The organism is Arthrobacter pascens (assembly GCF_030816475.1).
GTDB lineage: Bacteria > Actinomycetota > Actinomycetes > Actinomycetales > Micrococcaceae > Arthrobacter > Arthrobacter pascens_B.
In genome coordinates this window covers 2,749,086-2,762,964 of sequence record NZ_JAUSXF010000001.1, presented here as the reverse complement: position 1 = coordinate 2,762,964, position 13,879 = coordinate 2,749,086, and the positions used below count along the sequence as shown (strand labels likewise).

Sequence of the window (13,879 nt, the reverse complement as noted above, 5' to 3'; positions counted from 1 at the left end):
GGGGCGGTGATCGATCCGGCTGCCTTTAAGAAACCCTCGTCCCCCGAGGGCAAGCCGACGGTCACAGTCCTGGACTACGGCTCCGGCAACGTCCGCTCCGCCGTGCGTGCCCTGGAACGCGCCGGAGCCGAGGTCATCCTCAGCGCCAAACCGGAGGACGTGCTCAACGCGGACGGGCTCGTGGTGCCAGGCGTCGGTGCCTTCGAAACAGTGATGCGTGAGCTCAAAGCCGTGGACGGAATCCGGCTGATCGGCAGGCGCGTAGCCGGCGGCCGGCCCGTGCTGGCCATCTGCGTCGGACTCCAGGTGTTGTTCGAAGCCGGCGTTGAACACGGGACAGAAGCCGTAGGCATGGGGGAGTGGCCCGGCAAAGTTGAGCTCCTCCCGGCGGAAGTCGTACCTCACATGGGCTGGAACACGGTCAAGGTTCCCGAAGGGTCCAAGCTCTTCGCAGGAGTCGAGGAGGAACGCTTCTACTTCGTGCACTCCTACGGAGTCCAGGACTGGAAATTCGACGTCGTCCAGCCCCGGATGGCGCCGCCACTGGTCACCTGGTCAGAGCATGGCGCCCCCTTCATCGCCGCAGTGGAAAACGGACCGCTCTGCGCCACCCAGTTCCACCCTGAGAAGTCCGGTGACGCCGGAGCACGGCTGCTGCGCAATTGGGTGGGCGGACTCCGTAAACCCGTGCCGACTGACGGATCCGCCTAGATGTGGTCAATCGTCCTGATGGGCCTCGCCGGCCTCCTCGTGGGCGGGGCACTGTCTTTCAAACAGCAGCACAAACCGCTCTGGACCCAAGTCGCGTTCTATGTACTCGCCGCCATGTCACTGCTGGCTGCCTACCTCCTGACCTTGCCTGCCGCCTGACCTTGCGTACCTCCTGACCCTGCGGGGTCGGCCACCCCGCAAGCTGCCTCCAGCCACACCACGCCGCCATACACACTGAGGATTTGAGATGACCACCCCATACGATCTGCCGGTACTTGAACTGCTGCCCGCCGTCGACGTCGTCAACGGCCAGGCCGTCCGCCTGGTCCAGGGCGAGGCTGGCAGCGAGACCGGTTACGGCACCCCGCTGGACGCCGCACTCAACTGGCAGCAGCAGGGCGCGGAATGGGTCCATCTGGTGGACCTGGACGCGGCCTTCGGCCGGGGCTCCAATGCCGAACTGCTCCGCGAAGTGGTGGGCCGGCTGGACATCAAGGTGGAACTTTCCGGCGGCCTCCGGGACGATGAGTCGCTGGAAGCTGCCCTGGACCTCGGCGTCGCACGCGTCAACCTTGGCACCGCAGCGCTGGAAAACCCCGACTGGACCCGCCGCGCCATCGAGCGCTTCGGCGACAAGATCGCCGTCGGACTCGACGTCCGAGGAACCACGCTGGCAGGTCGCGGCTGGACCAAGGAAGGCGGCGATCTCTGGGACGTCCTGGCCCGGCTGGAAGAGGCCGGATGCTCCCGGTACGTTGTCACTGACGTCACCAAGGACGGCACGCTGCAGGGCCCGAACGTCGAGCTGCTGCGCCAAATGGTGGAAAAGACCGGCAAACCCGTTGTGGCCTCCGGCGGCATCTCCAGCCTTGATGACCTGAAGGTCCTGCGTTCCCTGGTTCCGCTGGGCGTGGAAGGCGCGATCGTGGGCAAGGCGCTGTACGCCGGTGCGTTCACCCTTCCCGAGGCGCTCGACGTCGCCGGCCGCCGGTAGGCAGCTCCCGTGGATTCCAGGGACAACCCGGATAGCGCAGGGTCGGCACCCGTCACGCGCCATCTTCCGGGACACATCGCCGCGGCGCTGGCCGGGGCGGGCGGCGCCGCCGACACCGCAGGCCAGCCGTGGGCCGGCCGGAGCCTCGCCGGGGACGACGGCAAGATCCACAACTTTGAAGACGACGACGGTTCTGCCGACGCCGGCTACCTCGCCGCCGTCGGGGCGCTCCTTGACGGCAACGGCGATGAAGCAGCAGTAGTGGCCTCGCTGGCCACCGCCCGGATCTTTATCCCCATCATTGCCCAGCTCGCCGGAACGGAGAGCATGGGCGGCCTGGAAGCGGACAAACAGGCGGACATGGCGTTGGTCACCCTGAAGGCAGCCGATGGACGGACAGCGATGCCGGCCTTCACCTCGGCAAAGGCCTTGGCGGCCTGGCATCCGGAAGCACGTCCCGTGGCGGTGTACGCGGCGAGGGCGGCACTGTCCGCAGTGGCCGAAGGCGCCGAACTCCTGGTCCTTGATCCGGGCTCCGACCTTACCTGGGTGATCCGCCGTCCCGCCGTGTGGGCGCTGGCACAACAGCGGGAATGGATTCCTTCCTACGCCGATGAAGCGCTGGCCGCGGAAATTACCGCCACCGCCGCCGGGTTCCCGGCAGTGCGCAATATCGTCCTTCTCCCCGGCTCGGGCGTCCCCGCCGTCACCGGAACCGGAGGGTCAATGCCGGGCGGAGGAGCAGGACCGGAGCTGCAGGTGGTGCTCTACCTTGAAGACGGGCTGGACGCCGCTGCTGTCCAGGATCTGCTCGCCGGGCTCCAGCAGGCATGGTCCCGGAATGTATTGTTTGCTGAGCGGGTTGACTCGATCGAAATCAAGTTAAGGCGCGCAGTACAGTAGCTGGCGGGTGAGCGGGGAGATCCCTTGGCCGACGCCGGCGGACCAAAGGATTATTCGTGAACTTCGCTCTTTACCGGGAGCTGCTGGCCGTCCAGCCCGTCAGGCGGCTTCTTCTTGTCGGCATGATCGCCCGCATACCCCATTCAGCGGCAGGTGTCCTGCTGACCCTGCACATCGTCCTCGCCCTGGGCCAGGGTTACGCTGCGGCGGGAGCTGCGGCAGCAGTGATGACAATAGGCATCGCGGTGGGAGCACCATGGCGCGGCCGCCGCGTGGACACTGTCGGCCTGCGAACGGCTCTTATCCCGTCGGTCGTGTCAGAAACGGTCATCTGGTCGATCGTTCCCCATGTGTCCTACGAATGGCTGCTGCCGCTGGTTTTCGTTGGCGGGCTGCTCACCCTGCCGATCTTCAGCGTCGTACGCCAGTCCCTCGGCGTCCTGGCTGACGGTGACCAGCGTCGAACGGCCTTCGCCCTGGACGCGATCACCACCGAAGTGGTGTTCATGATCGGCCCTGCTGCCGGAGCAATTGTTGCAACCAGCGGATACACCGTCGTCGGACTCACCATTGTGGGCGTGTCCACTTCGCTCGCCGGGCTGTTCCTGATGTGGTTCAATCCGCCCACCCGCAGCCCAGTCCTGGCGGAAGGCTGCGAAGGGGATCAGCAGTACGCTGCCAACGTTGCTGTCGTCTCCAGCGCACCGGCCCACCCCCAGGAGGCTGCCGCCGAACTCGCCCCCATGGGTGTCCGACGGTCCGCGACGGAGCGGCGGCCCGGACTCCGTGGAAAAGTGGCGCACAACTTCGCCTGGTTCACGGCCACCGTGGCTGCAGTCTTCGCAGTTGCGGCGGGGGCGGGGATGGTCCTGAGTGGCACGGATGTCGGCATCGTCGCGGCCTTGGAGACAGGCGGCCACCAGGGGGAGATCGGACTGGTTTTCCTGTTCTGGTGTGCGGCATCAGTGGTCGGCGGAGTGATCTATGGGGCCATGCACCGGCCGGTTTCGCCCATTGTCCTGCTGCTCGGAATGGCGGCCCTGACTATTCCGATGGGGTTCGCCCATGACACCTGGACGCTGGCCCTGGTGTCCCTCCTTCCCGGTCTGCTCTGCGCACCGGTGCTGTCGGCAGCGTCCGAAAAGGTCGCCGAGCTCGTTGACGAGGACCGGCGCGGGGAAGCGATGGGCTGGTACGGCTCGGCCCTGACGGGAGGCGTGGCGTTCGGGGCGCCCCTGGCCGGCGTTTTCATCGACGCAACAGGGCCCTCGGGCGGGTTCGTGTCGGTGGGTGCGGCAGGGGTTGCGCTGTGCCTGGTGGGGCTGTTGCTCCAGCGGCGCCGGCGGCGCCGCGCCGCAGCCTGACGGAGCCACTATCAATTGCTGCGACGCCGCCCTTTGGGCCCTAAATGGCGCCTGCGGAGCAAGCCGACGGGGTGGCGGAGGTAAATGGAACCTGCCCTAAGTACGACGGCGGCGGGCGGACCGCCATGGTCAGCCCGCCGCCGTCGTGATTAATTTGGCTTTTCCGCTCCGGTCAGTTGACCGCGCCGGTGTATTTCTCGCCCGGGCCCTTGCCTGGAGCGTCAGGGATGATGGATTCCTCGCGGAACGCAAGCTGTAGCGACCGCAGGCCATCGCGCAAGGGCCCGGCGTGCTGGGAACCGATCTCGGGCGCCGCCGCAGTCACCAGTCCTGCAAGGGCCGTAATGAGTTTGCGGGCCTCATCCAGGTCTTTGAGTTCCTCGGCGTTGTCCTCGGCGGCCAGGCCCAGCTTCACTGCTGCTGCGCTCATGAGGTGGACTGCCGCTGTCGTAATGACCTCAATGGCCGGAACTTCGGAGATGTCGCGGATCTGCTGGGTCACGTCACCGGTGGTGCCGGCAGGCGCGAAAACGTGTGAATTACTTTCTGGGGTGGTCATACTGGTAAGCTTGTCACAGACCGACTGGATGTCGTTATTTGCTGTGTTAAGGTCCCACCGGCGCCAAGCTGCGCTGTGCGGGATTTTTTCTGTAGAATGGCATGCAGTTTGCAAGCGGAGTTCTCTCCCACCCGCGTCGACCGATTTCCCGCAGGAAGCCATTCCTGGGAAGCAAGGTTGCCGGGTACCAGGTCGGGCATCGCCCCAGGCATTTGTCGGGGCGCATGCGTGCAGTCTCCGTTGGAGGCCTGCACAACCGATCATCGAGGCCTTCGATTGCTCCGGCAATTGGGGGCCTTCTCTATTTTGCCGGTGGAATACCCACAACAAACACAGGAGCTTTAACATTAGCGAGCCAAGAATCAATGAGCGTATCCGCGTCCCCGAGGTGCGGCTGGTCGGCCCTGCAGGTGAACAGGTAGGAATCGTCCGTATTGAGGATGCCCTGCGTTTGGCTGCCGAGTCCGATCTTGATCTCGTTGAAGTTGCACCGCAGGCGAAGCCTCCGGTGTGCAAGCTGATGGACTTCGGCAAGTACAAGTACGAGGCCGCCGTCAAGGCACGTGAAGCCCGGAAGAACCAGACCAACACGGTTCTGAAGGAAATCCGCTTCCGCCTGAAGATCGACACCCACGACTACGAGACCAAGCGCGGGCATGCACTCCGCTTCCTCGGCGCCGGTGACAAGGTCAAGGCCATGATCCAGTTCCGCGGCCGCGAGCAGCAGCGTCCGGAGATGGGTATCCGCCTGCTCCAGCGCTTTGCAGACGACGTGTCCGACGTAGGGGTTGTTGAGTCCAGCCCCCGCATCGATGGCCGCAACATGGTGATGGTCGTGGGGCCGCTGAAGAATAAGGCAGAGGCCAAGGCCGAAGCCCGCCGCGCTACTCAGCGGGCAGAAGCAAAGGCGCAGAACGAAGCGAAGGCTTCGGGTCGAATCGACGTCTCCGGTGACGATCAGGCCCCGTTGACCCAGTCCTTGGCTGATCTTCTTCCTGAGGGTTTCGCTATCTCCACGGAGCCGGAAATCGAGGCCGTCGAAGCTGAGGCACCCGAGACCCAGGCACCTGCCGCAGCTGACGCCGCGGTGACCGAAGCCACGCAGGCCGAAGAGACGGTGGAAGCCGTCCCCGCAGCGGAGGTTCCTGAAGAGGTTCCAGCCACGGAAGCTGCACCAAAGGAGGCGCCACGACAGGCTGCTCCGAAGGCTGCCGCTCCCAAGCGGGAGGCCCCCAAGGCATCTGCACCGGCCGCCAAGGCGCCGGAAGCGGCCAAGCCGGCAGCTGCAGTGCCTGCTCCGGCTGCAACGCCTGCTCCGGCAGCTCCGAGGCCGGCCGCAGTACCCTCGCCGCCGAAGCCGGTGGCCAGGCCCGCAGCCCCCAAGCCTGCTGCAAGGCCCGCCCCCAAGGCGGCGCCGAAGCCGGCCGGCAAGAAGACCACCTAGTTCAAAACTGCAGGAGGTGTGTCCTCCCGCAGTACGCAACCAGCATGCCGCCCGCAGGGGCGGCTGCACGAAAGAACTGCAGACACTGTCTGTGGATACGTAAGGAGATCGGTTCCCATGCCGAAGATGAAGACCCACAGTGGTGCTAAGAAGCGCTTCAAGCTGACCGGCAGCGGCAAGCTGCGCCGCCAGCAGGCCAACCGCCGCCACTACCTCGAGCACAAGTCCTCCAGGCTGACCCGCCGCCTTGCCGGCGACAAGATCGTCTTCAAGGGCGACGCCAAGGTCATCCGGAAGATGCTCGGCATCTAATTTCCAAGCATTCCGGCTGACTGCCTCCCGGCAGCAGCCACCTACCATAAAGCCTTCTCAGGCCGGCCGGTTTTCCGGCAGTAGACGCTTGGGACCAGAATTTGAAGGAGTACGCACGTGGCACGTGTGAAGAGGGCGGTAAACGCCCACAAGAAGCGCAGGGTTATCCTCGAACGCGCAAAGGGCTACCGGGGACAGCGCTCACGCCTGTACCGCAAGGCCAAAGAGCAGCTGCTGCACTCGTTTGTGTACAGCTACGGTGACCGTAAGAAGAAGAAGGGCGACTTCCGCCGCCTGTGGATCCAGCGCATCAACGCCGCATCCCGCGCCAATGGCCTCACTTACAACCGACTCATCCAGGGCCTGAAGGCCGCTGAGGTCGAGGTTGACCGCCGCATGCTGGCCGAGCTGGCCGTCTCTGACGCCAACGCTTTCGCCGCACTGGTGAACATCGCCAAGGATTCCCTCCCCGCAGACACGTCCGCTCCGGCCGCCCAGGCTGAAGCAGCGCCCAAGGCCGCCAAGGCGCCGAAGGCGAAGGCTGCCGCTGCCGAGTAGTATCGCAGCCTGCTCAGGCCGCAGTTCAAGGACCCGTGGCACCAGCCACTAAAGTTCTTATATGAACGAAACCGGGCGCCCGCAAGATTTCCCACTGTCCAACCCCCGAGCTGATCGGGTCAGGGACGTGGCGAAACTTGCCGGGCGCCCGGCCCGTTTAAAGCGCGGACAGTTCCTGGCGGAGGGTCCGCAGGCCGTGCGCGAGGCCCTGAAGCTGCACCAGCAGCGGATCGCTGCCGGCGCGCCTGGCATTGTCCCGGAGGTCTTTGCCAGCGAAGCATGCCTTGACCGCTATCCCGAATTCGAGGAATTGGCTGAGGGAACCAGCGCCCGCCTGGCCACTGACGACGTGCTGGCGGCGATGGCGGACACGGTGAATCCCCAGGGCATCATTGCCGTCTGCGCCTTCGTGGACGTCAGCCTTGAAGAAGTGCTCGACGGCGGACCGCGCCTTATCGCTGTCCTGTGCCAGGTCAGGGATCCCGGGAACGCCGGCACGGTGCTCAGGGCCGCGGACGCAGCCGGCGCGGACGCTGTGATCCTTACCGGCTCCAGCGTTGATATCTATAATCCCAAGGCAGTCCGCTCAACGGCCGGTTCGCTGTTTCACTTGCCGGTTGTCCTGGGAGCCGACATCCACGAACTGGCAGCTGCCTGCCGGGCGCGGGGGATAGGCCTCCTGGCCGCCGATGGCTACGGTGACCTGAATCTTGACATCCTGCAGGACGAAAATGCCGCGCGCCGCCTAGCGGGTTCCGACGCGCAATCGGCCTACGCGCTGGAACGGCCCACAGCCTGGCTCTTCGGAAACGAGGCACAGGGACTCTCTGAGGCCGAGCTGGCGCTGGCTGACCACCGGGTGGCGGTGCCGGTGTACGGGACCGCAGAAAGCCTGAACCTGGGCACAGCGGCCACGGTCTGCCTGTACGCGAGTGCTCGGTCGCAGCAGGGCAGCGTCTCCGCATCTGCCTCAAGACTCGGTCCCTCCTAGGGTCCAGTCCGGACTGGCCTGGATGGCCGGAATTGGGACTGCCGGAATAGGGGACTTGCCGGGACAGCCGGCACAGACAAGGGCTCCGGAGTAATCTCCGGAGCCCTTTAGTGTGAATCTTTCAGGTGAGAAATCGGCAATCAGGGTGCGCGGGTGGTCCTGTCGCGTCCTGTGATGGCGCCGTAGACGCCGGCGACGACCAGGCCGCCGATGATGGCGAGGATCCAGGTGCCAAGATCAAAGAAGGCAAGATCGCCCTTGCCGAACAGGAGGCTTCCGATCCAGCCGCCTACGATCGCACCGACCACACCGAGTACGAGGCTAGTTACCCATCCGCCGCCCACTCTTCCGGGCATAACGGCCTTGACGATAGCCCCCACGATGAGGCCGAGAATAATCCAAGCAAGAAAACCCATTGTCTCCTCCTTCATATTCGTCGGGATTTGTTCGTCCCGATTACTCAACAAGCTAACACACAGCACCCTTATTGTCAGTATGCTTACCGGTTGTGACAGGTGCGTGCCGGACGTCGTGGCGGGTACGGTATTCATGGGCGGAGCCGCTGCCGGTTCAGCATTTTCCCCTGTTTTGTCCCGTAATCCTGAAGAGGTGAAGCCTTCGTGGCTGCAACTGGCGGTACCAGGGCGATTGTCGCGGCACTTGCTGCAAACCTGACCATCGCCGTCCTTAAATTCGTAGCATTCATCCTGACCCTGTCGTCGTCCATGCTGGCCGAGGCCATCCACTCCGTGGCGGACTCAGGCAACCAGTTGCTCCTGCTGGTTGGTGGGAAACGGGCCAGGAAAGAGGCAAACGCCCAGCACCCCTTCGGCTACGGCCGCGAACGCTATATCTACGCCTTCATCGTCTCGATTGTGCTTTTCAGCGTCGGTGGCCTGTTCGCGCTCTATGAGGCGTGGGGGAAGCTACAGCATCCGCATGCCATCGAGGGTGACTTCTGGTGGGTGCCCCTGGGCGTGCTCATCGGGGCCATCCTTGCGGAGTCTTTTTCCTTCCGGACGGCCATCAGGGAGTCCAACCCTGTGCGTGGACGGCAAGGCTGGGTGAGCTTTGTCCGGAACGCCAAGCAACCGGAACTCCCGGTCATCCTGTTGGAGGACCTGGGGGCCCTCATGGGTCTGGCGTTCGCCCTCGTAGGCGTGGGGCTGACGCTTATTACCGGCAACGGAATCTGGGATGCCGTGGGTACCGGCATGATCGGCCTGTTGCTGGTGGCCATCGCTGCAGTACTCGCAGTGGAAACCAAGTCCCTGCTTCTGGGTGAGTCGGCCACCCGCGGCGACGTCACCAGGATCAGCCAGGCGATCGAGGCGGACGGGACCAGCATTATCCATTTGAAGACCCTCCACCTCGGCCCCGAGGAGCTTCTGGTAGCGGCAAAGATCTCCATCGGTGGCTCCGACCGGGGCCGCGACATCGCGGCAGCGATTGACAATGCGGAATCGAGGATCCGTGCAGCTGTTCCAATCGCCCGGGTCATATACCTCGAACCCGACCTGCCGCGTACCGAAGCCCTCAGCGACCCGGCGGCCTCAGACTCCAGCGCCCAGGACGCTCAGGCCTGACCTCTCCCTGGGATCAGGCAGCCAACGGCTTTTTGCGTTCCAGCAGGCCACTGGCGGCGGCTACCGCCAGCCCCAGGACCGCCAGCACGGCACCGACGAGGGCCGGTGCGACGTAGCCCCAGCCCCATGCAATCACCACGCCACCGAGGAATGCACCCAGCGCATTGGCTACATTGAGGGCGGCGTGGTTGAGCGAGGACGCCAGCGAAGGCGCGTCCGGTGAGGCGTCCAGCAGTCGGGTCTGCAAGGCAGGCACCAGCATGCTGCCGGCTGCACCGACCACGAAAACCATGACGAACGCCGACCAGGGCCAGTGGACAGCCACGGCGTAAACCACCAGGGCGACGGCGATGCCCGGCAGGACCCGGTAGATGGTCCCCATCACGGACTTGTCTGCAATCCGGCCGCCCACGATGTTGCCCGCCACCATTCCCAGGCCGTACAAGGCAACCACGAGGGGAAGCAAGGCTGAGGGGATGCCGGCGACATAGGTCATCGTGTGGGCAATGTAGGTGTACGTGGCGAAAAACCCGCCAAAGCCGACGATGCCGATCAGAATGGCCAACCACACCTGCAGGCGCTTCAGCGCGCCCAGCTCCCGGCGGATGCTCGCCTCGGGATGGGCTTCCTGGAACGGGACGAACCTCCACAGCAGGACCAGGGTCAGCAGGCCTATGGCTCCCACCAGGACAAACAGCAGGCGCCAGCCAAAGGCCTGGCCCACCCATGTTGCAATCGGCACCCCGACGACATTGGAAACCGAGAGGCCGGCCATCACCATGGAGATGGCCCAGCCCCGCCGCGTCGGCGGAACCAGTGATGCTGCGATCACCGCTGCCACACCGAAGAACGCACCATGCGGAAGCCCCGCTGCGAAGCGGGACACGAGCATGCTCCCGTAGTCGGGGGCAATGAACGACGTGAGGTTGGCCAGGGTGAAGAACAGCATCAGCCCCAGTGCCAGGTGCTTCCGGGGCAGTTTGGCTCCGACGGCGGCAAGTAGCGGCGCGCCCACCATGACGCCCAGGGCATAGGCCGAAATCAGATGCCCGGCCTCAGGGGTTGTGATGTTGAGTCCCTGCTCCACTTCCTTTAACAGACCCATCATGGTGAATTCGGTGACACCGATACCGAAACCGCCCATCGCCAGGGAAATAATGGCTGGCGCTACGCTGGCCGTTCGGGTTGGCGTGGTCGGGGTTTGGATGGCGCTGCTCATGTGCCTGCTTTACGGGAGTTACCGGGAAACCGCTGCTGCGATCGGAAGTAGTAAGAAATGTCTAGGACCCGCCCAACCGGAGTGTGTTCCGTGGACCCGCAGTCGAGAGGGGCGGGAACGCCACCCGGAAAGGAAAGGCCTCTCCATTGTCCCCCATCGAAATGGTCCCCCATAGAATGGGGCAGTGACTGGACACATACACGTAGTTGGCGGAGCTGTGCTGGACTCCCTCGCAGATCCCACCTCCATTCTGGTGGCCCGTCGCAGTGCCCCCGAGCAGTACGCCGGCCTCTGGGAGTTCCCTGGCGGAAAAGTTGAACCGGGTGAGGCGCCCCAGGCCGCACTGCACCGGGAACTCCGCGAAGAACTCGGAATAGAGGTCCGGCTGGGGAACGAACTCGCCGCAGCGACCGCAGCCGGCTGGCCACTGAACGAGCGGGCCACCATGCGGGTCTGGCTGGCGGAGATCTGCGAAGGCGAGCCCGTGCCGCTTGAGGATCACGACGAACTGAGATGGATCAGCCTGGGCGACGGTGACGAAGCTCTTAGCCTTCCCTGGATTCCAGCAGACTTCCCGATTGTCCGGGCACTGCTGGATTCACTCACGGGGAAGCGACAGGCTTCAAGTGGAACATCAGGATCCCTGCAGAGCGGCCGCTGACGCCCCCGCCGGCTCGCCGGCCCGCGGGAAACGACGGCTAGAAAAGGGTGGGCTGCTCACCCTGGTTAATGGTGCCGGATGCGATGGCGCCGGCCGGCAGTTCCGCCGTCCCGGACCCGGCTGCCGGGAGGCTGCCTGCCGGATATTGCGCCTCTTCGCCTCGCGGATCGTCCTCCAGATCCCGGTGGCTGAAGCCCGCGGAGCCGGAGAAGCCATGGCGCTGCTTGAAGTAGCGGATCTTGCCGGAGAGCCAGCTCCGGTACTCCTTTGACGCGTAGGACCCTCTGCCATAGAGCTCCTCATAGCGTCCGGTGAGCCCGGGGTGGTGCCTGGCGATCCATTGCATGAACCATTCGCGGGTGCCGGGTTTCAAATACAGGGCGCCGGCGGTAACACCGGTGGCCCCGGCGGAAGCCAGGGACCTGAACAGGTCGTCCAGGGCTTCGTCACTGTCCGACAGCCAAGGGAGGATGGGCATGGCCATGACCCCGCAGGGCAGTCCCGCCTCGCGGAGGCGAGAGACCAGCTTCAGCCTGGCCCGCGGGCCAGGAGTCCCCGGTTCCACGGCTTCAGACAGGGCTTCGTCGGTCATGGCCAGGGATATGCCGAGGCCCACCGGAACCTGCGACGCAACACTTTTCAGGAGCGGAATATCGCGGGCGAGCAGTGTTCCCTTGGTCAGGATGGACAGTGGCGTGCCGGAGTCGGCCAGTGCCGAAATGATCCCGGGCATCAGCTGGTAACGGCCCTCTGCCCGTTGGTAAGGGTCCGTGTTGGTGCCCAGGGCCACTTGGTGGTGTCCCCAGGACGGTTTGGCCAGTTCCTTCCGGAGCACTTCTGCCGCATTGACCTTCACCACCACCTGACTGTCAAAGTCCAGTCCGGCGTCGAAATCCAGGTAGGTGTGGCTCTTCCGCGCAAAGCAGTATACGCAGGCGTGGCTGCAGCCGCGGTACGGGTTGACCGTCCACTCGAACGGCATCCGCGAACCGGAAACCACCTTGTTGAGCACCGATTTGGCGGTGACCTCATGGAAGGTGATGCCGGCAAACTCGGGAGTGGATACGGAGCGGACCAGTCCGGCGAGCGGCAGGAACGCCGGGGTCGCTCCGCCGGGCACTGCTTCTGGTGGCGGCGGGATCAGTGCTTGGGCATCCCATCTCATACATCTCATTCGAATCTATGTTCGAACTTAAGTCAAGGCCGCCGCGGCCTATCCGGGATGAATCCACTCTCGCCTCCGCAGGCCGTCCGTCAACACCGGAACAGCCGCAGCAGGATGCGGACGGGGGTCAGTCCAGCAATTCCCAGACCACCCTGACGCCGGCGGACACGCCCGTTTCGCCAGCTTCAACATTCAAGGCTTCGACGGAAACCGCCCGCTGGACCCCGGCCAACGGTACCGGCGCCGGGAGGTCCGGGCCTTCGCTGACCGACACCACCGCGCCGAGCCGGGCCGAGGCGAGGGACGCGTACTGCTCCGCGGTTCTGAGCGCATCCTTCCAGGCAGCCTCCCGCGCGCGTGCCTTGACGGCCGCCTCGTCGGCAAAGCCGAGTTCAAGCCCGTTGAGCCGGACGTCGTTGCCACCGGCGTCGACAACTGCAGCGATGGAGGCTGACGCGGCGGACAGTTCCCGGAGCCGGACGGTGAGCATGCTGGAGGCGACATAGCCGGCCACTCGTTGGCCTTCGCCCTCGAGCCAGGTGAGGTCTGCCCGCACATTTAGCCCGGAAGTCCGGATGTCTGCTCCGGCAACGCCATGCTGCCTGAGTGCATCGGAGACAGCGGCGGAGGCTGCCCCGGCGTCGGCATAGGCGGCGCCCACGGTGTCCCGCCGGCACTCCACGCCTACGGAAATGGTCAGCAGATCCGGGACTGCCTCGGCTGTCCCCGCACCGCTCACGGAAATGGTCCGGGTGGGAGCTTCGGGAGTCATGTCCAATCCTCTATTCCGCGGGTGGGGCCAGGAGCCGGCTGTCGTTTGCTAATGATGCGGTATCCGCCGGCTTCAAGGCCCGCCCGGCGTTCAAAGAAGTTGCCCGACGCCGGGTCTCCCGTGCGAAGCTGCGACCAGCCTGCCGCGAGGAAGTAGAGCGGGAGGAAGGGGAGCCCAAGGCACCACGCATATTGCGTGCAGTGCTTCTCCTCGTGGCCCAGCAGGACGGGATCGGACGCCAGTTTCCCGGCTGCCGAGCGGCAGATCACGACGTTGCCCACCGCGAAGGCGCCGGCGAAGGGGACGCGCCACCGGTAACCGGAGGCAATGACCAGGCCGCGCGGGCCCCGGCTGACTGCCGTTCCTGCTGCCCGGGCGAGAGCCAGGCCCAGGACCGTAGTGCCGTTGGCCAGGTTGGCGAATCGTCGTACGCGCTGTCCCGGCGTCAACGGCTGTCCTGCCCGCCGGCGCTGCCGCTGTGTCATGAGGCAATGGTAGCCGGGGCGTTCAATTAGACTGGGGATAGTGGCCGCCGGACTTGTCCCGGTGTGCCCTGACCCGGTCACTGAATTAAGTGCGCTGAATGATTCAACCTCGATCTTTCAGCGGATTCGTAAGGTGGCCTGCCAGTGACGGAAGC

The 13,879-nt window shown here is 65.0% G+C and carries 17 protein-coding genes; 11 read left to right on the top strand and 6 right to left on the bottom strand.

The window, feature by feature from the left end; all coding sequences use genetic code 11:
• Window positions 1–6 precede the first annotated feature (6 nt).
• From hisH to QFZ40_RS12655, 5 genes are all read left to right on the top strand, one after another.
• Window positions 7–711, top strand: a complete 705-nt coding sequence (gene hisH / locus QFZ40_RS12675) for an imidazole glycerol phosphate synthase subunit HisH (RefSeq protein WP_306904800.1) — start codon at window positions 7–9, stop codon at window positions 709–711.
• Window positions 712–870 (top strand): hypothetical protein, encoded by a 159-nt coding sequence (locus QFZ40_RS12670; protein WP_306904799.1) that lies wholly within the window; start codon window positions 712–714, stop codon window positions 868–870.
• 88 nt (window positions 871–958) lie between these two features.
• On the top strand, window positions 959–1,705 hold the full coding sequence (gene priA / locus QFZ40_RS12665) for a bifunctional 1-(5-phosphoribosyl)-5-((5-phosphoribosylamino)methylideneamino)imidazole-4-carboxamide isomerase/phosphoribosylanthranilate isomerase PriA (protein ID WP_306904797.1): 747 nt from the start codon (window positions 959–961) through the stop codon (window positions 1,703–1,705).
• A gap of 9 nt (window positions 1,706–1,714) precedes the next feature.
• Complete coding sequence (locus QFZ40_RS12660; RefSeq protein ID WP_306904795.1) at window positions 1,715–2,608, top strand: SseB family protein; 894 nt, start codon at window positions 1,715–1,717, stop codon at window positions 2,606–2,608.
• A gap of 56 nt (window positions 2,609–2,664) precedes the next feature.
• Window positions 2,665–3,972, top strand: a complete 1,308-nt coding sequence (locus QFZ40_RS12655) for an MFS transporter (RefSeq protein ID WP_306904793.1) — start codon at window positions 2,665–2,667, stop codon at window positions 3,970–3,972.
• Window positions 3,973–4,144: 172 nt separating this feature from the next.
• Here the strand turns inward: QFZ40_RS12655 and QFZ40_RS12650 are convergent, their stop codons facing one another.
• Window positions 4,145–4,531, bottom strand: a complete 387-nt coding sequence (locus tag QFZ40_RS12650; protein WP_306904792.1) for a DUF1844 domain-containing protein — start codon at window positions 4,529–4,531, stop codon at window positions 4,145–4,147.
• Window positions 4,532–4,919: 388 nt separating this feature from the next.
• Between QFZ40_RS12650 and infC the strand changes: the two genes are divergently transcribed.
• The 4 genes from infC (at window position 4,920) to QFZ40_RS12630 (ending at window position 7,836) form a co-directional block, all read left to right on the top strand.
• Entirely contained in the window at window positions 4,920–5,975 is a 1,056-nt protein-coding gene (infC, locus tag QFZ40_RS12645; RefSeq protein ID WP_306904791.1) for a translation initiation factor IF-3, read from the top strand.
• Between the two features lie 117 nt (window positions 5,976–6,092).
• Window positions 6,093–6,287 (top strand): 50S ribosomal protein L35, encoded by a 195-nt coding sequence (gene rpmI / locus QFZ40_RS12640; RefSeq protein ID WP_009358635.1) that lies wholly within the window; start codon window positions 6,093–6,095, stop codon window positions 6,285–6,287.
• Window positions 6,288–6,404: 117 nt separating this feature from the next.
• Window positions 6,405–6,845, top strand: a complete 441-nt coding sequence (gene rplT / locus QFZ40_RS12635) for a 50S ribosomal protein L20 (RefSeq protein WP_306904781.1) — start codon at window positions 6,405–6,407, stop codon at window positions 6,843–6,845.
• Between the two features lie 61 nt (window positions 6,846–6,906).
• A complete protein-coding gene (locus QFZ40_RS12630) occupies window positions 6,907–7,836 on the top strand; it encodes a TrmH family RNA methyltransferase (RefSeq protein ID WP_306904780.1) in 930 nt (309 codons plus the stop codon).
• 140 nt (window positions 7,837–7,976) lie between these two features.
• On the opposite strand, the gene QFZ40_RS12625 is transcribed toward QFZ40_RS12630, so the two are convergent.
• Window positions 7,977–8,252 (bottom strand): GlsB/YeaQ/YmgE family stress response membrane protein, encoded by a 276-nt coding sequence (locus QFZ40_RS12625; protein ID WP_306904779.1) that lies wholly within the window; start codon window positions 8,250–8,252, stop codon window positions 7,977–7,979.
• 204 nt (window positions 8,253–8,456) lie between these two features.
• Between QFZ40_RS12625 and QFZ40_RS12620 the strand changes: the two genes are divergently transcribed.
• Complete coding sequence (locus QFZ40_RS12620; RefSeq protein ID WP_306904778.1) at window positions 8,457–9,422, top strand: cation diffusion facilitator family transporter; 966 nt, start codon at window positions 8,457–8,459, stop codon at window positions 9,420–9,422.
• A 13-nt stretch (window positions 9,423–9,435) separates the two neighbouring features.
• On the opposite strand, the gene QFZ40_RS12615 is transcribed toward QFZ40_RS12620, so the two are convergent.
• The gene (locus tag QFZ40_RS12615) at window positions 9,436–10,641 is read right to left on the bottom strand and encodes an MFS transporter (protein WP_306904777.1); all 1,206 of its coding nucleotides are present in this window, start codon (window positions 10,639–10,641) and stop codon (window positions 9,436–9,438) included.
• 184 nt (window positions 10,642–10,825) lie between these two features.
• Here QFZ40_RS12615 and QFZ40_RS12610 point away from each other — a divergent pair, with 184 nt between their 5' ends.
• Window positions 10,826–11,302: a (deoxy)nucleoside triphosphate pyrophosphohydrolase gene (locus tag QFZ40_RS12610; RefSeq protein ID WP_306904776.1), complete on the top strand. Its 477-nt coding sequence runs from the start codon at window positions 10,826–10,828 to the stop codon at window positions 11,300–11,302.
• A 37-nt stretch (window positions 11,303–11,339) separates the two neighbouring features.
• On the opposite strand, the gene QFZ40_RS12605 is transcribed toward QFZ40_RS12610, so the two are convergent.
• From QFZ40_RS12605 to QFZ40_RS12595, 3 genes are all read right to left on the bottom strand, one after another.
• Window positions 11,340–12,467 carry an Rv2578c family radical SAM protein gene (locus QFZ40_RS12605; RefSeq protein ID WP_306904775.1) on the bottom strand — a complete coding sequence of 376 codons (1,128 nt, stop codon included), beginning with the start codon at window positions 12,465–12,467 and terminating at the stop codon, window positions 11,340–11,342.
• Between the two features lie 127 nt (window positions 12,468–12,594).
• A complete protein-coding gene (locus tag QFZ40_RS12600; RefSeq protein WP_306904774.1) occupies window positions 12,595–13,239 on the bottom strand; it encodes an SIMPL domain-containing protein in 645 nt (214 codons plus the stop codon).
• Window positions 13,236–13,724 carry a hypothetical protein gene (locus QFZ40_RS12595; protein ID WP_306904773.1) on the bottom strand — a complete coding sequence of 163 codons (489 nt, stop codon included), beginning with the start codon at window positions 13,722–13,724 and terminating at the stop codon, window positions 13,236–13,238. The genes QFZ40_RS12600 and QFZ40_RS12595 overlap by 4 nt, the downstream gene beginning before the upstream one ends.
• Window positions 13,725–13,879 lie beyond the last annotated feature (155 nt).